Raw genomic sequence first — 19,199 nt, 5'->3', positions numbered from 1 at the left:
TACCAACCGTGGCTGAATGGTGAACGCGGGGCGATTTTTTGCCGCCATGGTGACTGTCATCGTCCGCGAAGGCGGACGATCCAGTACAGCGCGACGCGGGAATCATGCCCGGTGGTGTTTACTGGATACCCGCCTTCGCGGGTATGACAGCGGCAGTCGTGGCGCCTTTCGCGCAAAAACTATTCCTGCACCGCGAAAATGCGGTAGCGGCGGGGCTCCAGCGAAATGATTTCGCCAGCCTGCAGTTCCCGGTCGCGTGGCGCATCGATCTCGATCACGGTCGTGCCTTCGCTGCCCGCAAGCGCGACCTCGGCGCGCTGGATCGGGCCGAACGAGCGGACGTGGCGCACCGCTCCTTCCAGCGAGCCGCCTCCCGCCGGGCCGATCTGCATGTCATGGCGGCGCACGAACAATTTGGAGGCGCCGGGCGCTGCGCCATTGGCGGCGATGTTGAGCGGCTTGCCGCCGAGCCGCACCGCGCCGTCGCTGACATCGACCGGCAGGACGATGGATTCGCCGATAAAGCCGTGGACGAAGGCCGTCGCCGGATTGTCATAAACTTCGCCAGGGGTGCCGATCTGCTCGATGCGGCCCTTGTCCATCACCACCACGCGGTTGGCGACCTCGAGCGCCTCTTCCTGGTCGTGGGTGACGAAGATCGAGGTGACGTGGATCTCCTGATGCAGCGAGCGCAGCCATTGACGGAGCTCCTTGCGCACCTTGGCATCGAGCGCACCGAAAGGCTCGTCGAGCAGCAGGATGCGCGGCTCGATCGCAAGCGCACGCGCGAGCGCGATGCGTTGGCGCTGGCCGCCGGATAGCTGGCTCGGATAGCGGTCAGACAGCCAGTCGAGCTGCACGAGATCGAGCAGCTCCTTGACGCGGGCACGGATCGCCTTCTCGTCCTTGCGGATAGCGCGCGGCTGCACGCGCAGGCCGAAGGCGACGTTCTCGAACACCGTCATGTGGCGGAACAGCGCGTAGTGCTGGAACACGAAACCGACGTGGCGCTCGCTGGCGCCACGGCCGAGCGCATCCTCGCCGTCGATCGTGACTTCGCCCGCCTCGGGCCAGTCGAGGCCGGCAATGATCCGCAGCAGCGTGGTCTTGCCGGAGCCGGACGGCCCGAGCAGCGCCAGCAGCTCACCGTCGCCGACCTTCAGGCTGACATTGTCGAGCGCTGTGAAATCGCCGAACTTCTTTACGATGTTATTGACTTCAATCGCCACTGACCATCTGTCCTTCATCCAGACGCCGTTCGAGGATTGTCTTCACGACCAGCGTGATCAACGCCAGCATCGCAAGCAGCGACGCGATCGCGAACGACGCCACGAACTGGTACTCATTATAGAGGATTTCGACCAGGAGCGGCATGGTGTTGGTCTCGCCACGGATATGGCCCGAGACCACCGACACCGCGCCGAACTCGCCCATCGCGCGCGCATTGCACAGCAGCACGCCGTAGAGCAGGCCCCATTTGATGTTGGGCAAAGTGACGCGGAAAAAGGTCTGCAGTCCTGACGCGCCCAGCGAAATCGCCGCTTCCTCCTCCTGCGTGCCCTGCTCTTGCATCAGCGGGATCAGCGAGCGGGCAACGAAGGGGAAGGTCACGAAGATGGTGGCGAGCGCAATGCCGGGCACCGCGAACAGGATGTGGATGTCGTGCGCCTGCAGCCACGTCCCGAAGAAGCCCTGCGCGCCGAACAGGAGCACGAACACCAGGCCTGAGATGACGGGGCTGACCGAGAACGGCAGGTCGATCAGCGTGATCAGGATGGTCTTGCCGGCGAAATCGAACTTCGAGATCGCCCAGGCCGCGATCAGGCCGAAGATCATATTGAGGCTGACCGAGATCGCCGCGATCAAAAGCGTCAACCGGATCGCCGAGAGCGCTTCCGGCTCGGCGAGCGCGCTGAAATAGGCATTGATGCCGCGTGAAAACGCCTGCGCGAACACCACGACCAGTGGCAGCACCACGAACACGGTGAGGAAGATCAGCGCCAGCGCGATGATCAGGAAGCGGATCGGCCCGGGCTCGGTACGCAGATCCCGCTGTAAGGCGGCTGCGTGCGGACGCCCTTTCTCCCGCTGCTGCGGCGACGAGGAGACATTGAGGTCGGCCGCCGGGGCATAGGCCCGCAATTGCGTGGTGAAGGAAGCCAGGTTCGATTGCAGCGACATTGCTTCCGGCCCCTCAGTGCATCGGAATGCGGGTCTGCGCCCATCGCTGCAGGCGATTGACCGCGAAGATGATGACGAAGGAAGCGAGCAGCATCACCACTGCGATCGCGGTGGCATCGGCATAGCGGAATTCGGAGAGCCGGATCACGATGAGGAGCGGCGCGATCTCGGAGACATTCGGCAGGTTGCCGGCAATGAAGATCACCGAGCCGTACTCGCCGACGGCGCGCGCAAAGGCGAGCGCAAAGCCGGTGAGCAGCGCCGGGATCAGGCTCGGCAGGATCACGCGGAAGACCGTGTGCCAGCGGTTGGCACCGAGGCTTGCGGCGGCCTCCTCGATCTCGGGATCGAGATCGATCAGCACCGGCTGCACCGTCCGCACCACAAAGGGAATGCCGATGAAGACCATGGCGACGAAAATGCCGATCGGCGTGAACGCGACCTTGATGCCCAGCTCGGCCAGCGGCGCCCCGAGCCAGCCCTTCTGCGCAAAGAGCTGGGTCAGCGCGACGCCGGCAACCGCGGTCGGCAGCGCGAAGGGGATGTCGACGATGGCATCGAACAGCCGCCGTCCCGGAAAGCGGTAGCGCACCAGCGCCCAGACGATGATCATGCCCATCACCAGATTGACGCAGGCTGCGGCAAAGGACAGGCCGAACGAAATCTTCAGCGCGCTCAGCGTGCGGCGGCTGGTGATGATGCCCCAGAACTGATCAAAGCTCAGCTCGAGCGTCTTGAGAAAGAGGCCGGCGAGCGGAATCAGGACGATAACGGAAAGCCATGTCAGGGTCAGTCCCATCGTGAGACCGAATCCCGGCAGAGTGCTGCGCCGTGCAACCGCTGTGCTCACCTATCCCCCTGCTTCCGGCTTTGCGGCGGCAAACTCGCGCATGATCTTGTCGAAAACCGGTACCCACTTTTCCAGATCATGCTCCAGATCAGTTCTTGTAGATCTGGTCGAAGATGCCGCCTTCGGCGAAATGCTCTTTCTGCGCCTTGGCCCAACCACCGAAAACGTCGTCGATGGTGAAAAGTTCAACCTTGGCGAACGATTTCTCGTATTCCTTGGCGATCTCGGGATCGCGCGGACGGTAGGAATTGCGCGCGGCGATTTCCTGGCCCTCCCTGGTATACCAATACTTCAGATAGACCTCGGCGACCGCCTTGGTGCCCTTCTTGTTCGCGACCGCGTCGACGACCGCGACCGGCGGCTCGGCGAGGATCGACAGCGGCGGCGAGACGATCTCGAACTTGTCCTTGCCGAATGCGCGCTGGGCCAGAAACGCCTCGTTCTCCCAGGCGAGCAGCACGTCGCCGACGCCGCGCTCGACAAAGGTGACTGTCGAACCCCGCGCGCCGGTGTCGAGCACCGGCACGTTCTGGTAGAGATCGGCGACGAACTTCTTGGCCTTGTCGGCGGATCCGAACTTCTTCAGCGCATAGCCCCAGGCGGCGAGATAATTCCAGCGCGCGCCACCCGAGGTCTTCGGGTTCGGCGTGATGACACTAACGCCCGGCTTGATCAGATCGTCCCAATCCTTGATGCCCTTGGGATTGCCCTTGCGCACCAGGAACACGATCGTCGAAGTGTAGGGTGCGGCATTCTGCTGTAAGCGCTTCTGCCAGTCCGGCGCGATCAGCCCCTTGGCTGCGACCGCATCGACATCGTAGGCGAGCGCGAGCGTGACCACGTCGGCTTGCAGGCCGTCGATCACGGCGCGCGCCTGCGAGCCCGAGCCCCCGTGCGACTGCTTGATCTCGACGGTCTTGCCGGTCTCCTTTTGATAGGCGGCGGCAAACGCCTTGTTGAAATCGACATAGAGCTCACGCGTCGGATCATAGGACACGTTGAGCAGCGAGTAATCGGCAGCGAAGGCCGAACCCGCCCATAGCAAGCCCGCGACCAGCGGCAGGATACGACGGACCATCTCTATCTCCATTCAAATCGGATGAAGGAACACCGGAGCACGCGGAACATAACTCGCGGCGGAGAGCACTTTAGTCAACGGAACCGCATTTCATTGTTTGCGGCGGCGCAGCGTCATTGTCCTAAGAAATCTTGATCGTATGAATGCCGCATTCTGTCTTGGCACGGCCGCGCCAGCGGCCGGCGCGCGTATCCTCATCGGGGGCGGTGCGGCTGGTACAGGGCATGCAGCCGACCGACATGTATCCGGAGGTAACAAGCGGATGGGGCGGCAGCTTGGCGTCGCGATACATCGCTTCGATCTGTTCCCGCGTCGCATTCGCAAAGGGATTGAACTTCAGGCGGTCGCCATCTTCCTCGACCACGGGAATGTCGGCACGGGCGCCGCCCTGAAAGCGCTTGCGCCCGTTGAGCCAGGCCGCGAACGGCGCCAGCGCACGCGAGAGCGGCTCGACCTTGCGGATGCGGCAGCAGGCGTCGGGATCGGAGAACCAGAGATCGCGCTCGGGATCCTCGCGGGTCAGCGTCTCCTCGAGCGGCTTGATCGAGCGGACATCACGCAGGCCGAGGGCATCGATCAGCGTGTCGCGATAGGCGAGCGTTTCCGCAAACAGCCAGCCGGTATCGAGGAAGATCACGGGGATGGCCGGATCGACGTCGGCCATCACCTGTAGCAGCGCCGCTGATTCCGTGCCGAAAGACGAGACCAGTGCAAGGCGCTCACGGCCGACCGTCTTCAGCGCAGCCTCGATGATTTCGTGAGGCGTCGCCGTGCGCAGGACGCGATCGAGCTCCTGCGCCAAAGGCAATGCGGCCCGTATCTCGACCGACATCTGCTGCGCGAGCGCATTCATGGGCCGGCGCTTTCGGAATGGCGCAATTGCGTGCGGCGGCTCAGCGCGGTGGCGCGGCCGTCGCCGGTCGGCTGATAGAACACCGTATAGCGCTTCACCGTCGCAGCGAAGGCGTCCGCATCCTTCTCTTTCTTCACGTCGAGCGCGTCGAAGCCAGCGCGCAGCATGAACACGAACTGGTCGCGCAGCACCTGGCCGGTGGCGCGCAATTCGCCCTTGAAGCGATAGCGCTCACGGAGCAGCCGCGCCTGACTATAGGCGCGGCCGTCGCGGAACGATGGAAATACCAGCGCGACCGCAGCGAGCCGGTCGAGATAGGACACAAGCTCGTCGAGGTCGCGATTGTTCGGCCAGAGCACGCCGACCTTATCCGGCCGCTGCAACAGCGTCTCAGCGTTTTCGAGGAAACGGGCCGCCTGCACGAAGATGGCGCCCTCGGGCGGAATCTCCGCGCCATCCGCGACATGGACGTAGATGTCGGTTGCGATTTTTCCGTTCTTAACGAGTGGCATAGACCCGCTCCCTGAAAGGTTCGACGCCGAGCCGCTTGACCGTGTCGATGAAGAGTTCATCCGGGGAGTCGCGCAGCGCCAGATAGGCCTCGACGATGTCCTCGACCACGTCGGCAACCTCGGCGTAGGGCACCGAGGGGCCGATCAGCGTGCCGAGCGCTGCACTTTCGTCGGCACGGCCGCCGATCGTGATCTGATAGAACTCCTCGCCGTTCTTCTCGACACCCAGGATGCCGATGTGGCCGACATGATGATGGCCGCATGCGTTGATGCAGCCGGAGATATTGATGTGCAGCCGACCAATCAGACCCGCGGTGTCATGATTGGCAAAGCGCCGCGTCAATTCCTGCGCGATCGGGATCGAACGCGCGTTTGCCAGCGAGCAGTAGTCGAGCCCCGGGCAGGCGATGATGTCGGAGACAAGGTTCACGTTCGGCGTCGCCAGCTCGAGCTTATCGAGCGCCTTCCACAGCGCCGGCAGGTCGCGCTTGGCAACATGCGGCAGCGCCAGGTTCTGCTCATGGCCGACGCGGATCTCGCCGAAGGAATAGCGGTCGGCGAGATCGGCGATCGCATCCATCTGCTCGGCGGTGGCGTCGCCAGGAGGGCCGCCGACCGGCTTCAGCGACAGCGTCACGATCGAATAGCCCTGCACCTTGTGCGGAAACACCGAGTTCTTGCGCCACCGCTCGAACACAGGATCATGCGCCGCCTGCTTCAGCTCGTCGGGCATATGCGGCAGCTTCTCGTAGGCCGGATAGGAAAAGCGCGAGCGCACTTCCTCGATCGCGGCGTCATCGAGCGTCAGCGCACTGTCGCGCAATTGCTGCCACTCTTCCTCGACTTCCTTGCCGAACTTCTCGATGCCGAGCTCGTGCACGAGGATCTTGATGCGCGCCTTGTAGATGTTGTCACGGCGGCCGTACTGATTGTAGACGCGCAGGATTGCCTCGACATAGCTCAGGATGTCGCGGCCGTGCACGAACGGCTTGATGGTCTTGCCGATGAACGGCGTGCGGCCAAGCCCGCCGCCGACCAGCACCTCGAATCCGGTCTCGCCGTCGGCGTTCTTGTGCAGCCGCAGGCCGATGTCATGGATCCGGATCGCGGCGCGATCGTGGTCGGAGGCGGTGATCGCGATCTTGAACTTGCGCGGCAGGAACGAGAATTCCGGATGCAGCGTGGTGTGCTGCCTGAGCAGCTCCGACCAGATGCGGGGGTCCTCGACCTCGCCGGGCGCAACGCCGGCCCATTGATCGGAGGTGACGTTGCGCATGTTGTTGCCGGAGGTCTGCATGGCATGGATGCCGACCTCGGCGAGATCGGCGAGCGCGTCCGGCAGCTCGGCGAGCTTGATCCAGTTGAACTGGATGTTCTGCCGTGTGGTGAAATGCCCGTAGCCGCGGTCGTAGCGGCGCGCGACATGGGCGAGCGCGCGCAGTTGCTTCGATGACAGCGTGCCATAGGGGATCGCGACGCGGAACATGTAGGCGTGGAGCTGCAGATAAACGCCGTTCTGCAGCCGCAGCAGCTTGAATTCGTCCTCGGTGAGCTCGCCCGAAAGCCGGCGCTTCACTTGGTCGCGGAATTCCTCGACACGCTCGTTGATGAGCGTGCGGTCGAGTTCGTCATATGCATACATCGTGATGAGACCTTACGCCGGTACCGGCAGCTCGATGGTGACACCCTGGGAGCGGATGTGTTCGCGGAGATTGCCGGGTGCAATCTCTCCATTGTCCTTGATTTCGACAGGCGCGATGTAAGCGCCGATCGCGCCGACGTCATCGGCGACCGCTTCGGCAAGCAGCGCCCGCGCATCGTCGGAAGTGCGGACGATCGCGGCGTCCGCAAGTCGCGATGACCAGCCTCGTTGCGCCGTGCGATAGATCACAACGCCATCGCGGGTGCGGTTGGCGGTCACCACCGAAGGCCCGGTTATTCTGATTTTCTTCTGTTCAAGCGGAGAGGTCATTCGGCAGCTTCCAAAAGTTCCGAGATCACTTGGTTGAGGTTGGCATGACGCCACGGCGCGGAGTGAGAGACGACGTCGCCGATGACGAGGATGGCGGGACCGCCGTCGATCTTCTCGACCAGCGACGGCAGATGTTCGAGCGTTCCGACTGCGGCCTTGGCATCCGGCCGCGTCACCCGCGCGAACACACCGACCGGCGTTTGCGGCGAGCGCCCGGCGGCGAGCAAGCCGGCGCGGATCGTAGGCGCCGCGGTCATGCCCATATAAACGACGACGGTCATCTTCTGGTCGGTCAGCGCTGACCAGTCGACATTCTCGGCGTCGCGCGCCTTGTGCGCGGTGAGGAACGTGATGCGCAGCGCCTCATGGCGAAAGGTGAGCGGCGTTTCGAATTGCGCGGCAGCGCCGAGACCCGCCGTGATGCCGGGGATCACCGAATAAGCGACGCCCGCTTGACGCAGCGCCTCGATCTCCTCGCCGCCGCGGCCGAAGATGAAGGGATCGCCGCCCTTCAGCCGCACCGCGCGCTGTCCTGATTTCGCAGCCTCGATCATCAGCCTGTTGATGGCATCCTGGCCGATGCCGGACTTGCCGACGCGGCGGCCGACCGGAATGCGCGCGGCATCGCGGCGCACGCGATCGAGAATCTCTGGTGACACCAGTTCGTCGTAGAACACGACATCGGCGTCCTGCAGCGCGCGCAATGCCTTGATGGTGAGGAGATCCGGGTCGCCCGGTCCGGCGCCAACCAGCGTCACATGGCCCTTGGCCTTGCCCTGCGCAGTCGCGCCGGCAAAGGCGGAGGGATCGGAAATTTTCAGCAAGGCCTGTTCCGCTTCGCTTCTCTTGCCGGCCAGCAGCAGCGCCCCGATCGGACCGTCGACAATGCGTTCCCAGAAACGCCGGCGCAGCGCGAATTCGGGAATGCGCGCGTGAATCGATTTGCGGAATTGACCGATGAAGGACGCGAGATCGCCGACGCGGGCCGGCAGCATCGCCTCGATCCGCTCGCGCACGCGGCGCGCCACCACCGGCGATGCGCCGCCAGTGCCAACGGCGACCACGACATCGCCGCGATCGACGATCGCCGGGAAGATGAAGGTGGAATGCTCGATATCGTCCATCACGTTGACGGGCAGGCCAACAGCCTTTGCACGCGCCGCCATCGCAACACCGATGTCGCCAGCGCCCGCGCAGAGCACCGCGATGACGCCGCTGAGATCGGCAGCAAGCGGATCGCCTGTCGCGAGCTCGACACGCGTCAAATCGATGCCGCTGACATCATGATTGCCGTCAGTCGCAAACCAGCGGACGCGCGCGCCCGCTGCTGCGAGCAGACGCAGCTTCGCACGCACGAGGTCGCCGGCGCCGACCAACAGCACCGCGCCCGTTTGCAGATCGAGGAACACCGGCAAGAACCGCATGCGCCGCTCGCTTCCCCAACTTATGGGTTGACTGGAATTTTATTCTATATATGTCTCGACAAGCGCCCGCAAAGAGAAATTTATTTCTTCTCTATTGCATCGCAACTATAGAATTTTCGCCTCCTAAGGCCAAGGCACAGAGATGCATCTTCTCGACAACGAATCCGGCGCAGCACGGGTGCGCCCTTCCGAGCGACAAGAGCGAATAAAGGCGTCGCGGAAAATGCTCGTCGAAGCACCCGCGAAAGGTCCTTCAATGGATCACCTCGACGAACTCGAGGCGCAGAGCATCTACATTTTGCGCGAGGCATTCGCCCGGCTGAAGAAGCTCGCCCTGTTGTGGTCGCTCGGCAAGGACTCCAACGTGATGATCTGGCTCGCGCGCAAGGCCTTCTTCGGCCGCGTGCCCTTCCCTGCGCTGCATGTCGACACCGGCAAGAAGTTTCCGGAGATGTACGCCTTCCGCGATCGTTACGCCAGGGAATGGGACCTTGATCTCCGCGTCGACCCCTGCCCGCCGATCGATAGTGTCGACCCCACGCTGCCGCCCGCCGCGCGCTCCGCGGCGCGCAAGACCGAGGGCTTGAAGCTCGCGCTGGTCAAGCACGGCTTTGACGGATTGATCGCCGGCATCCGCCGCGACGAAGAGGCCACGCGCGCCAAGGAGCGCGTGTTCTCGCCGCGCGGCCTCGAGGGCGAATGGGACGTGCGCGACCAGCCGCCGGAATTCTGGGATCATTTCAACGCCTCCCCGCCGCAAGGCGCGCACCTGCGCATCCACCCGATCCTGCACTGGACCGAGGCCGACATCTGGGCCTACACCAAACGCGAGAACATCCCGATCATCCCGCTTTATCTGGCGAAGGACGGCAAGCGCTATCGTTCGCTTGGTGATGCCGACATCACCTTCCCCGTCGCGTCGACCGCATCTGATATCGATGAGATCCTGACCGAGCTCGAAGACACCAAGGTGCCGGAGCGCGCCGGCCGCGCGCTCGATCACGAGACCGAAGATGCGTTCGAGCGGCTGCGTGTCGCCGGTTATCTCTGAGAAGCGAGCTAAGGCGTTTCCGATGAATATGATTCTTCCGAGCGCGATTTCCGCGACACCGAACGGCACCACGCGTCCGCAAGTCCGCATCGTCATCGTCGGCCATGTCGATCATGGCAAATCCACCCTCGTCGGCCGCCTTTTGCACGAGACCGGCAGCCTGCCCGATGGCAAGCTCGAAATGCTGAAAGCCGTCAGCGCGCGGCGCGGCATGCCCTTCGAATGGTCGTTCCTGCTGGACGCGCTGCAGACGGAGCGCGACCAGGGCATCACCATCGATACCACGCAGATCCGCTTCCGCACCCGCTCGCGCGACGTGGTGCTGATCGACGCGCCCGGCCACGCCGAATTCCTGCGCAACATGATCACGGGCGCCGCGCAGGCCGACGGCGCCGTGCTCATCATCGACGCGCTGGAAGGCGTGCGCGACCAGACGCGGCGGCATGGCTATCTCCTGCATTTGCTCGGCATCAAGCAGGTCGCGGTCGTCGTCAACAAGATGGACCGGGTCGATTTCAGTGCCGAGCGCTTCGACGAGATCAGCGACGAGATATCGGCGCATCTGACCGGTCTTGGCGTGAAGCCATCGGCGGTGATTCCGATTTCCGCGCGCGACGGCGACGGCGTCGCCGCGCACACGCCGCGGATCGGCTGGTACAAGGGACCGAGCGTGGTCGAGGCGCTGGATGCGCTGGAGCCGGCGCGGCCGGCCGAAACATTGCCGCTGCGGCTGCCGGTGCAAGCGATCTACAAGTTCGACGACCGCCGCATCATCGCAGGCCGCATCGAATCCGGCAGCCTGAAAGCCGGTGACGAGATCGTGATCATGCCGGCCGGCAAGATCGCCAGGATCAGGACGGTGGAGAGCTGGCCGGTCACACCGCTTCAGGGCCCGCAAACGGCCGGCCGCTCTGTCGGCATCACGCTCGATCGCGAACTCTTCATCGAGCGCGGCGACGTCATCGGCCATGTCGGCCAGAGCCCGCGCGATACCCGCCGCATCCACGCCCGGATCTTCTGGCTGCATGACAAGCCGCTGTCGAAGGGCGACCAGATACTGATCCGGCTCGGCACCCGCGAGACCCGCGCGAGCGTGGTCGCGATCGACAAGGCGGTCGATCCTGGCGCGCTCTCCAACAAGGAAACCAATTCGATCGCACGCAACCATGTCGGCGAGATCGACATCTCGCTGGCGCAGCCGATTGCGGCCGATCCCTACAGCGAAAGCGCGCGCACCGGGCGGCTCGTGATTGAGGTGAACGGCCGGATCGCCGGCGGCGGCCTCGTGCTGTCCGTCGATGCCGGCCAGCGCGCCATGCCCATCGACATCGTGCCGGTGGAGTCGGCCTTGCACGGCGGCGAGCGTTCGGCCCGCTATCGCCACAGTGGCGCCGTGCTCTGGTTCACGGGGCTGCCCGGTTCCGGCAAATCGACGCTGGCGCTGGCGCTGGAGCGCCGGCTGTTCACGAATGGCGGCTCGCCGATCCTGCTCGATGGCGACACCTTGCGGGCCGGGCTCAACAGTGACCTCGGCTTCTCGCCGAAGGATCGCAGCGAGAACATCCGCCGCCTCGCCGAGGTCGCCACGCATCTTGCGCGCAACGGCCATATCGCGATCGTCGCTGCGGTCTCGCCCGCGGCAGCCGATCGCGCCGCGGCACGCCGCATCGCGGACAGTGCGTTCCGCGAGATCTACGTCGCGACGCCTGCGGAAATCTGCGAAAGCCGCGATCCCAAGGGCCATTACGCCAAAGCCCGCGCCGGCCGCCTGCCCTCTTTCACCGGCATCACCAATGATTACGAGCCGCCGGGCGCGAGCGAACTGACGATCGACACGTCCAGCCGATCGGTCGCGGACGCAGTCAACGAGATCGAACGGATGCTGGCTCGGACAGGCATCCTGTTCGAAGAAGTCGCGGACCTCGCCGCGAATATCTAGAAAGCAGCCCTCCCTCCCGTCATCGCCCGGTTTGACCGGGCGATCCAGCATTCCAGAGACAGCGGTAATTGAGCCGAGAAGCCGCAGCGTACTGGATGCCCCGCCTGCGCAGGGCATGACAGGTGTGGGGTAAAACGGCCCGCCGGGGGGCCTTCTCATGGCCGTGGCTTTAGCGCTAAAAGGGCGCTGAACCGCCCGCCTTTTGGCGCGTTTTTTGCTGTTTTCGTCCCGAAAACAGTCCGTAAACGCCACTTCTCTTGGAAAGCCCAACATGACGCGTGTCGAAGCCCACGGATTGAAGATCGCTCCTGTCCTGTTCGATTTCATCGCCAAGGAGGCGATCCCCAACACCGGGATATCGCCTGACGCGTTCTGGGCGGGGCTCGCCGCCATCATCGCCAAGCTCGGGCCGAAAAACCGCGAGCTGCTCGCCTTCCGCGACGCGCTGCAGGCCAAGATCGACGATTGGCACCGTGCCAACAAGGGCAAGAAGTTCGACCTCAACGCCTACACCGCTTTCCTGAAGGAAATCGGTTATCTGCTCCCGGAGCCGCCGACCAAGCAGGTCGAGACCGCCAATGTCGACGAAGAGATCGGCAAGATCTGCGGTCCCCAGCTCGTGGTGCCCTTGACCAATGCGCGCTACGCGCTGAATGCAGCCAATGCGCGCTGGGGCAGCCTCTATGACGCCTTCTACGGCACCGACGCGATCCCGCATGATCCGAGCGAAACTGGCCGGGGCTACAACAAGGCGCGCGGCGACAAGGTGATCGCGAAGGCCAAGGCGTTCCTGGATTCGGCCGCGCCGCTCGCGACCGGAAGCCACACCGATGTGACTTCGTACAGCGTCAGCGGTGGCAAGCTCGCGGTGAAGCTGAAGAACGGCAGCACTACCGCACTGAAATCAGCCACCCAGTTCGCGGGCTATCAGGGCGATCCGGCTGCGCCCAGCTCGGTGCTGCTCGTCAACAATGGCCTGCATGTCGATATCACGATCGACCGCAATCATCCGATCGGCAAGGACGATCCGGCTGGAGTCGCCGACATGATCCTGGAAGCGGCGGTCTCCACCATCCTCGACATGGAAGACAGCGTCGCCGCCGTCGATGCCGAGGACAAGGTGCTGGTCTATCGCAACACGCTTGGTCTCATGACCGGCACGCTGTCGGCCGATTTCGAGAAGGGCGGCAAGACCATGACGCGCTCGCTCAATCCCGACCGCGTCTACAAGACGCCCGATGGCAAGGACCTCACGCTGCACGGCCGCAGCCTGCTCTTGATGCGCAACGTCGGCCACCACATGTTCACCGACGCCGTGCTCGATGAAAAGGGCGACGAAATCCCGGAAGGCATCCTGGATGCCGCGGTGTCCGGCCTGCTCGCGATTCATGATCTCAAGGACAAGTCAAAGATCAAGAACAGCCGCACCGGTTCGGTCTATATCGTCAAGCCGAAGATGCACGGCCCCGACGAAGTCGCGCTGACCTGCGAATTGTTCGGCGAAGTCGAGAAGCTGCTCGCCCTGCCGGAGAACACGCTCAAAGTCGGCATCATGGACGAGGAGCGTCGCACCACCGTCAACCTCAAGGCCTGTATCCAGAATGCGGCCAAGCGCGTGATGTTCATCAACACCGGCTTCCTCGACCGTACCGGCGACGAGATCCACACCTCGATCGAAGCGGGTCCGATGATCCGCAAGAACGACATGAAGGCGCAGCCCTGGATCAAGGCCTATGAGGACTGGAATGTCGACATCGGCCTGATCGACGGCCTGCCTGGCCATGCGCAGATTGGCAAGGGCATGTGGGCGGCGCCCGACAAGATGGCTGACATGCTGGCGCAGAAGATCGGCCATCCGCAGGCCGGCGCCACCACCGCCTGGGTGCCGTCGCCAACTGCCGCCACGCTGCACGCCCTGCACTATCACCAGGTCAACGTGATCGCGCGCCAGCAGGAGCTGGCGAAGGGCGGACCGCGCGCAAAGCTCTCCGACATCCTCACTATTCCGGTGTCGCAGTCGAACTGGGCGCCGGATGACGTGAAGCAGGAGATCGACAACAACTGCCAGGGTATCCTGGGCTATGTGGTGCGCTGGATCGATCAGGGCGTCGGCTGCTCCAAGGTGCCCGACATTCACGACGTCGGTCTGATGGAAGACCGCGCCACCTTGCGCATCTCGAGCCAGCATCTCGCGAACTGGCTGCACCAGGGTGTCATCACCAGAGACCAGGTGATGGAGTCGCTGAAGCGCATGGCTGTGGTCGTGGACGGTCAGAACAAGGGCGATCCGCTCTACAAGCCGATGGCGCCCTCCTTCGATGGTGTTGCCTTCAAGGCTGCCTGCGACTTGATCTTCAAGGGTCGCGAGCAGCCGAACGGCTATACCGAATTCATCCTCACCGCGCGCCGTCGCGAAGCCAAGGCCGCCGGCTGACCTGATTGCACAAGACTACACGTCACGATGCCGCACGATTTCCGGGAACCCGTGCGGCATCAATCCGTTTCAACGCCATCTCAACTGAAGCATCGGAGAGATGGCAATGGATTGGAATCGGATCGAGGGCAACTGGAAGCAGTTCAAGGGCGCGGCCAAGGAGAAATGGGGCAAGCTCACCGATGACGATCTCAACGTGATCGAAGGCCGCCGCGAGCAGCTCGAAGGCAAGCTCCAGCAGCGCTACGGTTTCGCCAAGGACCAGATCCACAAGGACGTGGACGACTGGTTCCGAAGCTTGCGATAGGCTCTCGCCCGAACAAGCCCCGGCTGGACGCCGGGGGCTTTTGCCCGTGCGGCGTCAGAACACCGCGATGTATTTCAAGAGCGAAATCACGCCGAGGATGATCACGACGACGCGCGCGATCTGCTTGGCGCGGCCGTCAAGCGGCAGCAGGTTGATCAGGTAAAGGACGAGGATAACGACCAGAAACGTGATGAGTATGCTGACGAGCATGCGGCCCCCAGGGACGTCGTGAATGGCGTTTAGTGGTTTCTTAACGACTGGAAGCTTGCCTGGTTCCTGATAGGGAACCCAGCTTGCGCGCGAAGCTCAGCCATTTCGAACGCGCACCCCGTAAATATACTGCTGGCGCTGAACGCCACCATCGAGGCCGCCCGCGCCGGCGAGGCGGGACGCGGCTTCGCCGTCGTCGCCTCCGAGGTCAAGTCGCTCGACGGAGGAGATTTCCGAGCAGATCGCCGACATCCAGAAGGTCGCGGGCGACGCCATCCAGGGCATCGGCAGCATCATCGGCGAGGTTAACGAGGTCGCGACCGCGATTGCCGCCGCCGTCCAGGAGCAGGGCGCCGCGATCCAGGAGATCACGCGCAGCACGCAATTTGCCGCACAGGGCACCAAGAACGTGTCCGAGAACATCACCGGCGTGAAGACCGATGCGGATACTGCGGCGGCCGCCGCCGACGACGTTCGCCTCGCCTCGCAGACGCTGGAGACGCAGAGCCGGGAGCTCGGTGACCAGGTCACCGATTTCCTGGCCAAGATCCGCGCCGCCTAGTCCCTCTCACTCCCGCGCCATGACCGGCACGCGCCCGTATTTGGCGCGGATGCGGTCGGGCGCGGGCGAGAACTGCAGCGCGGCACCGCGCCTGTCGGGGCGGCCCGCGACCATCAGGCCGTTCTCGCTGGCGACGATGTCGCCCTTGCGCAAGGTGGGATCGTCCTCGATCTTGACCTGCGCCAGTCCGCCGGGATCCTTGCCGTTGCAGGTGCAGCCCGCGACGATCTCGCTTCGGTAGCGGAACGCGTTCGGCAGTTCCGAATACGCCTCTCCGTCGTCCGTCTCGGCGTCGTCGATGCTGCTGCCATAGACCAGCTTGGTCTCGCTCGCCGGGCAGAAACTGTTGCAGCTCTGCGCGCGACTGGCGTTGTCGGAGCCCTGGAGCGGGAAGTAGCGCCCGTCGCAGGTGCGCACGCAATACGCCTGTCCCCCACTGCCGTAGCCGTGCGGACGCTCGATCCGCTGCATAACGGGCGGGCCGTCGTCGAAGGGCGGCCGGATCATCGGAGGCCGGCCGAAACCACCGAACAGCAGCGAGAAGAAATCCTGGGCCTGCGCCGCGGGCGCGGCGAGAGCGACGGCGAGTGCCGTCGCACCGAACATCCATCGCCAATGCGGTATCGGGGCCATCTTCGCCTCAATTCACCGACGACACGTTCAGTTGCATCGCCTGCTGGCCGGACGGCGAGGTGGTCGCCGCCGCCTGCGGCCGCGACGGCGCCGGGCGCACGCTGATCGCGGTCCTGGTATCCGACCCGCGGGCGAGCACCGGCGCATGCTTGGACAGCACCACGACCTTGGTGCCGACATTGACGCGACCAAACAAATCCATGACGTCCTCGTTGGTCATCCGGATGCAGCCGGAAGAGACGAACTTGCCGATGGTCGAGGGATCGTTGGTGCCGTGGATGCGGTATTGGCTCAAGCCGAGATACATCGCGCGCGCGCCGAGCGGATTGCCGGGACCGCCGGCAATGAAGCGCGGCAGATAGGGCTGGCGCTTGATCATCTCGGCCGGCGGATACCAGTCCGGCCATTCCGCCTTGCGGCTGACGGTCTCCACGCCCGACCAGGTGAAGCCTTCGCGGCCGACGCCGACGCCGTAGCGGACCGCGCGGCCCTGCCCGAGCACATAATAGAGCGCGGTGTTGCCGGTATCGATGATGATCGTGCCCGGCGCTTCGCTGGTCGCAAACGGCACCACCGCGCGTCGCAGCCGCTCTGGCAGCACGCCGGCTTGCGCATCCCTCGCCTCGGGCGTCAGCGCCTCGTCGGACGGAAAGCTGTTCTGCGGCGTCGAGGCATAGCCTAGCGACTGCGCAGTTGCGGAGTTCGAGAGAGCGATTGGCGTCACCAAAAGGCTGGTGGCGAAGACAAGCGCGTTTGCCGCGCGCGAGGATCGGCGGAAAATGGCGGATGACAGTGTCATGTGCTGCCCCATTGGATACGCATCACGCTGATGCTTTGCTTCTACAAACGCCGCCCACAGCTTCGCGGTTCCGGCGCCGCCGTGGCCTGACCGCATCAGTCAAGGACACAAACGCTCACGATCGCGCGATGGAACCTGACGCCTGTCGGGGAGTTGGCCCCCAAGCATTTCCCTTCGAGGCCCGCGCGCAGTGCCGCGCGTCGCCCTGATTTGCGCCTGCCGCGGGGAGAACCAGCGTGCGTGTCCTTCCCAGTGAGCGTCTCCTGCCCAATGGCGCGGAAGGCACACCCTTACCCAATGGCCACGCCGAGCTGCCGCCGGTCATCCGCCGCACCGAACTCGTGGCCTTGTCGCTGGTAGGGCTGCTTGTCATTGCCGTGGTCGCGGTTCTCTACCTTGCCAAGGCATTCTTCCTGCCGATCACGATGGCCTTCATCGTCGGCACCATGCTGTCGCCGGCGGCAAACGTCCTCGCGCGCTATCGCGTTCCGCGCGCGGTCGGTGCAGTGCTGATCGTGACCGCGGTCAGCACAGCCGCCAGCTTCATCATCGGGCTCATCTCCTCCCCGGTGATGGAATGGAGCACGCGGCTGCCGGAGCTCGCGGTACGGCTGAAGGAGAAGATGCACATCTTCGACCGGCCGCTCGCGCTCTGGCAGGAGTTGCAGGGCATGATCGGCGGCTCCGAGACGCTTACTCCGTTTCAGCTGCCGAAGATCGAATGGGTGCAGCCGACCCTGGAGTTCCTGTCGCCGACCCTTGCCGAATTCCTGCTGTTCATCGCCACCCTGGTCCTGTTCATCGCGAGCTGGAAGGATTTGCGGCGGGCGCTCGTCATGGCGTTCGGCGATCGCGACTTGCGGCTTCGCACCTTGCGGATCCTCAACGAGATCGAGGAGCATCTCGGCAACTACCTGCTCACGGTCACCATGATTAATATCGGCGTCGGCGTCGCGACCGGCTTCATCTGCGCCATCGCTGGCATGCCCAATCCGGCCGGTCTCGGCGCGCTCGCTGCCACGCTGAACTTCATCCCGATCATCGGGCCGGTTGCAATGTTCGTGGTGCTGGTGCTGGTCGGTCTCGTTAGTTTCTCGACCATTGCCGCCGGATTGATCGCGCCGGCCTGCTTCACCGTGCTGACCTTCCTCGAGGGGCATTTCATCACTCCGACCATCGTCGGTCGAAGACTTGCCCTGAATGCGCTCGCCGTTTTCATCGCGCTGGCGTTCTGGACCTGGCTGTGGGGCCCGATGGGCGCCTTCCTGGCCTCGCCGCTCCTGATCGTCGCACTGATCCTCAAGGAGCATCTGATGCCGGTCAATTCGCCGCATCTGCCGGAGGAATGAACCCAATCCTCGCGTTGGGAACTTCGCTCCCGACGCGGCGTTTTCCGACAAGCAACATTGGTTCGGGAGCTGTTCGATGGTGGCGACAAGCGATTTCGGATTCAAGGACATGACGGACAAAGCGACCTATGAACGCCTGCAAAAGGACGTGGCGGCGGTGAAGAACGATATCGCGGCGTTGACCGACCAGATCACCGACGCGCTCAACTCGTTCGCCGGCAACGCGCGAAAACAGGCACGCCGCGGATACGACCAGGCGCGCGACCGCGCCGAATCCGCCGTCGATGACGTGTCGGAGCGCGGCAGCGCGATGATGGGCGCTGCGCAGGATGCGGCCTCCTCGATCGAGGAGACGCTGGAGGACGTCATCACCCAGCGCCCGCTGGCAACCGTCGGCCTGGCGCTCGGCCTCGGCTTCCTGATCGGCATAGCCTGGCGAAGGTAGCGGCGGACGGCCATCCCATGCTGCAGCGACTGGTCAGTGACGTCAGGGAGCAGGCCGGCAATGCCATGCGGCTGACGTCGCTTGCGGTCGTGATGGCCGTAACCGTGCTCATCGCGCTCGCTTTCCTGTGTGGGGCATTCTTTGTTTGGGTGCAGCAGAGTTACGGTCCGATATGGGCATGCCTCGCCTGCGCCGCGCTCTTCGTGGTGCTCGCGCTGATCGCCGCCGGCTTGTATGTCGCACGCAAGCGGCAGATGCGGCTGCGCGCCGAGGAGATGGCACGGGCCGCACGGCAGTCCCTCCTCACCAACCCCGCGATGATCGCAACCGGCCTGCAGCTTGTCCGCGCGATCGGCGTGAAACGGCTGGTCCCGATCCTGGCGATTGGCGGCCTGGCGCTGGGGCTGATGGCCAGCCGGAGCGCGGCGAGCGAGACGCCACGAGAGAAGTGAGTGCAGCAGCGGTCGTCCTTGCAAGCGGAGAAATCTCATTCAATTGTCCAACAGCTCTCCGCTGTCATCGTCCGGCTTGACCGGAAGATCCAGTATTCCAGAGGCGTCTGAGCTTGAACCGAGAGGCCGCCGATTACTGGATGCCCGC

19 protein-coding genes and 1 pseudogene are annotated in these 19,199 nt (G+C 64.1%); 8 read left to right on the top strand and 12 right to left on the bottom strand.

Annotated features, from left to right (window positions below; genetic code table 11):
- Window positions 1–179: 179 nt before the first annotated feature.
- The 9 genes from J6497_RS01350 to cysG form a co-directional block, all read right to left on the bottom strand.
- On the bottom strand, window positions 180–1,229 hold the full coding sequence (locus tag J6497_RS01350) for a sulfate/molybdate ABC transporter ATP-binding protein (RefSeq protein WP_225702419.1): 1,050 nt from the start codon (window positions 1,227–1,229) through the stop codon (window positions 180–182).
- The gene (gene cysW / locus J6497_RS01345; protein ID WP_225702418.1) at window positions 1,219–2,181 is read right to left on the bottom strand and encodes a sulfate ABC transporter permease subunit CysW; all 963 of its coding nucleotides are present in this window, start codon (window positions 2,179–2,181) and stop codon (window positions 1,219–1,221) included. Before cysW ends, J6497_RS01350 begins: the two co-directional genes overlap by 11 nt.
- Window positions 2,182–2,194: 13 nt before the next feature.
- Window positions 2,195–3,001, bottom strand: coding sequence for a sulfate ABC transporter permease subunit CysT (gene cysT / locus J6497_RS01340; RefSeq protein ID WP_225702785.1), 807 nt, complete (start codon window positions 2,999–3,001; stop codon window positions 2,195–2,197).
- 118 nt (window positions 3,002–3,119) lie between these two features.
- On the bottom strand, window positions 3,120–4,121 hold the full coding sequence (locus tag J6497_RS01335; protein ID WP_376708144.1) for a sulfate ABC transporter substrate-binding protein: 1,002 nt from the start codon (window positions 4,119–4,121) through the stop codon (window positions 3,120–3,122).
- A gap of 109 nt (window positions 4,122–4,230) precedes the next feature.
- Window positions 4,231–4,962, bottom strand: a complete 732-nt coding sequence (locus J6497_RS01330) for a phosphoadenylyl-sulfate reductase (protein ID WP_225702416.1) — start codon at window positions 4,960–4,962, stop codon at window positions 4,231–4,233.
- Window positions 4,959–5,474 carry a DUF934 domain-containing protein gene (locus J6497_RS01325; protein ID WP_225702415.1) on the bottom strand — a complete coding sequence of 172 codons (516 nt, stop codon included), beginning with the start codon at window positions 5,472–5,474 and terminating at the stop codon, window positions 4,959–4,961. Before J6497_RS01325 ends, J6497_RS01330 begins: the two co-directional genes overlap by 4 nt.
- Window positions 5,461–7,116, bottom strand: coding sequence for a nitrite/sulfite reductase (locus tag J6497_RS01320; protein ID WP_225702414.1), 1,656 nt, complete (start codon window positions 7,114–7,116; stop codon window positions 5,461–5,463). Before J6497_RS01320 ends, J6497_RS01325 begins: the two co-directional genes overlap by 14 nt.
- Window positions 7,117–7,128: 12 nt before the next feature.
- Window positions 7,129–7,446: a DUF2849 domain-containing protein gene (locus J6497_RS01315; RefSeq protein WP_225702413.1), complete on the bottom strand. Its 318-nt coding sequence runs from the start codon at window positions 7,444–7,446 to the stop codon at window positions 7,129–7,131.
- Window positions 7,443–8,870: a siroheme synthase CysG gene (gene cysG / locus J6497_RS01310; RefSeq protein WP_225702412.1), complete on the bottom strand. Its 1,428-nt coding sequence runs from the start codon at window positions 8,868–8,870 to the stop codon at window positions 7,443–7,445. The genes J6497_RS01315 and cysG overlap by 4 nt, the downstream gene beginning before the upstream one ends.
- Window positions 8,871–9,093: 223 nt before the next feature.
- Between cysG and cysD the strand changes: the two genes are divergently transcribed.
- The 4 genes from cysD (at window position 9,094) to J6497_RS01290 (ending at window position 14,601) form a co-directional block, all read left to right on the top strand.
- The gene (cysD, locus tag J6497_RS01305) at window positions 9,094–9,921 is read left to right on the top strand and encodes a sulfate adenylyltransferase subunit CysD (protein ID WP_312010192.1); all 828 of its coding nucleotides are present in this window, start codon (window positions 9,094–9,096) and stop codon (window positions 9,919–9,921) included.
- Window positions 9,922–9,943: 22 nt separating this feature from the next.
- Window positions 9,944–11,860, top strand: coding sequence for an adenylyl-sulfate kinase (cysC, locus tag J6497_RS01300; protein WP_225702410.1), 1,917 nt, complete (start codon window positions 9,944–9,946; stop codon window positions 11,858–11,860).
- A 271-nt stretch (window positions 11,861–12,131) separates the two neighbouring features.
- On the top strand, window positions 12,132–14,294 hold the full coding sequence (locus J6497_RS01295) for a malate synthase G (protein ID WP_225702409.1): 2,163 nt from the start codon (window positions 12,132–12,134) through the stop codon (window positions 14,292–14,294).
- A gap of 106 nt (window positions 14,295–14,400) precedes the next feature.
- Window positions 14,401–14,601, top strand: coding sequence for a CsbD family protein (locus J6497_RS01290; protein ID WP_027579253.1), 201 nt, complete (start codon window positions 14,401–14,403; stop codon window positions 14,599–14,601).
- Between the two features lie 54 nt (window positions 14,602–14,655).
- Here the strand turns inward: J6497_RS01290 and J6497_RS01285 are convergent, their stop codons facing one another.
- Entirely contained in the window at window positions 14,656–14,811 is a 156-nt protein-coding gene (locus tag J6497_RS01285) for a Thivi_2564 family membrane protein (RefSeq protein ID WP_152535447.1), read from the bottom strand.
- A 129-nt stretch (window positions 14,812–14,940) separates the two neighbouring features.
- On the opposite strand from J6497_RS01285, the pseudogene J6497_RS41150 reads away from it, so the two are divergent.
- Window positions 14,941–15,373: pseudogene (locus J6497_RS41150) on the top strand (methyl-accepting chemotaxis protein); the annotation flags it as partial.
- A 6-nt stretch (window positions 15,374–15,379) separates the two neighbouring features.
- On the opposite strand, the gene J6497_RS01270 reads toward J6497_RS41150, so the two are convergent.
- Both J6497_RS01270 and J6497_RS01265 read right to left on the bottom strand, forming a co-directional pair.
- Window positions 15,380–16,006, bottom strand: a complete 627-nt coding sequence (locus J6497_RS01270) for a DUF2865 domain-containing protein (protein ID WP_376708143.1) — start codon at window positions 16,004–16,006, stop codon at window positions 15,380–15,382.
- Between the two features lie 7 nt (window positions 16,007–16,013).
- On the bottom strand, window positions 16,014–16,805 hold the full coding sequence (locus J6497_RS01265; protein WP_225702407.1) for a L,D-transpeptidase: 792 nt from the start codon (window positions 16,803–16,805) through the stop codon (window positions 16,014–16,016).
- A 236-nt stretch (window positions 16,806–17,041) separates the two neighbouring features.
- Between J6497_RS01265 and J6497_RS01260 the strand changes: the two genes are divergently transcribed.
- The 3 genes from J6497_RS01260 to J6497_RS01250 all read left to right on the top strand — a co-directional run bounded on the left by J6497_RS01260 (window position 17,042) and on the right by J6497_RS01250 (window position 19,051).
- On the top strand, window positions 17,042–18,154 hold the full coding sequence (locus J6497_RS01260) for an AI-2E family transporter (protein WP_225702406.1): 1,113 nt from the start codon (window positions 17,042–17,044) through the stop codon (window positions 18,152–18,154).
- 76 nt (window positions 18,155–18,230) lie between these two features.
- Window positions 18,231–18,599 (top strand): ElaB/YgaM/YqjD family protein, encoded by a 369-nt coding sequence (locus J6497_RS01255; protein WP_225702405.1) that lies wholly within the window; start codon window positions 18,231–18,233, stop codon window positions 18,597–18,599.
- 17 nt (window positions 18,600–18,616) lie between these two features.
- Window positions 18,617–19,051: a hypothetical protein gene (locus J6497_RS01250; RefSeq protein WP_225702404.1), complete on the top strand. Its 435-nt coding sequence runs from the start codon at window positions 18,617–18,619 to the stop codon at window positions 19,049–19,051.
- Window positions 19,052–19,199 lie beyond the last annotated feature (148 nt).

Origin of the sequence: Bradyrhizobium cenepequi (assembly GCF_020329485.1) — a bacterium.
In the GTDB taxonomy this organism is placed as follows: domain Bacteria; phylum Pseudomonadota; class Alphaproteobacteria; order Rhizobiales; family Xanthobacteraceae; genus Bradyrhizobium; species Bradyrhizobium cenepequi.
This window is presented reverse-complemented; position numbering and strand designations above follow the sequence as displayed.

Excerpts from the sequence above, each read along its gene's own strand:
- cysW (WP_225702418.1), bottom strand. The coding sequence starts at position 2,181 with ATGTCGCTGCAATCGAACCTGGCTTCCTTCACCACGCAATTGCGGGCC.
- J6497_RS01335 (WP_376708144.1), bottom strand. The coding sequence starts at position 4,121 with ATGGAGATAGAGATGGTCCGTCGTATCCTGCCGCTGGTCGCGGGCTTG.
- J6497_RS01330 (WP_225702416.1), bottom strand. The coding sequence starts at position 4,962 with ATGAATGCGCTCGCGCAGCAGATGTCGGTCGAGATACGGGCCGCATTG.
- J6497_RS01325 (WP_225702415.1), bottom strand. The coding sequence starts at position 5,474 with ATGCCACTCGTTAAGAACGGAAAAATCGCAACCGACATCTACGTCCAT.
- J6497_RS01320 (WP_225702414.1), bottom strand. The coding sequence starts at position 7,116 with ATGTATGCATATGACGAACTCGACCGCACGCTCATCAACGAGCGTGTC.
- J6497_RS01315 (WP_225702413.1), bottom strand. The coding sequence starts at position 7,446 with ATGACCTCTCCGCTTGAACAGAAGAAAATCAGAATAACCGGGCCTTCG.
- cysG (WP_225702412.1), bottom strand. The coding sequence starts at position 8,870 with ATGCGGTTCTTGCCGGTGTTCCTCGATCTGCAAACGGGCGCGGTGCTG.
- cysD (WP_312010192.1), top strand. The coding sequence starts at position 9,094 with ATGCTCGTCGAAGCACCCGCGAAAGGTCCTTCAATGGATCACCTCGAC.
- cysC (WP_225702410.1), top strand. The coding sequence starts at position 9,944 with ATGAATATGATTCTTCCGAGCGCGATTTCCGCGACACCGAACGGCACC.
- J6497_RS01295 (WP_225702409.1), top strand. The coding sequence starts at position 12,132 with ATGACGCGTGTCGAAGCCCACGGATTGAAGATCGCTCCTGTCCTGTTC.
- J6497_RS01290 (WP_027579253.1), top strand. The coding sequence starts at position 14,401 with ATGGATTGGAATCGGATCGAGGGCAACTGGAAGCAGTTCAAGGGCGCG.
- J6497_RS01285 (WP_152535447.1), bottom strand. The coding sequence starts at position 14,811 with ATGCTCGTCAGCATACTCATCACGTTTCTGGTCGTTATCCTCGTCCTT.
- J6497_RS01270 (WP_376708143.1), bottom strand. The coding sequence starts at position 16,006 with ATGGCCCCGATACCGCATTGGCGATGGATGTTCGGTGCGACGGCACTC.
- J6497_RS01265 (WP_225702407.1), bottom strand. The coding sequence starts at position 16,805 with ATGACACTGTCATCCGCCATTTTCCGCCGATCCTCGCGCGCGGCAAAC.
- J6497_RS01255 (WP_225702405.1), top strand. The coding sequence starts at position 18,231 with ATGGTGGCGACAAGCGATTTCGGATTCAAGGACATGACGGACAAAGCG.
- J6497_RS01250 (WP_225702404.1), top strand. The coding sequence starts at position 18,617 with ATGCTGCAGCGACTGGTCAGTGACGTCAGGGAGCAGGCCGGCAATGCC.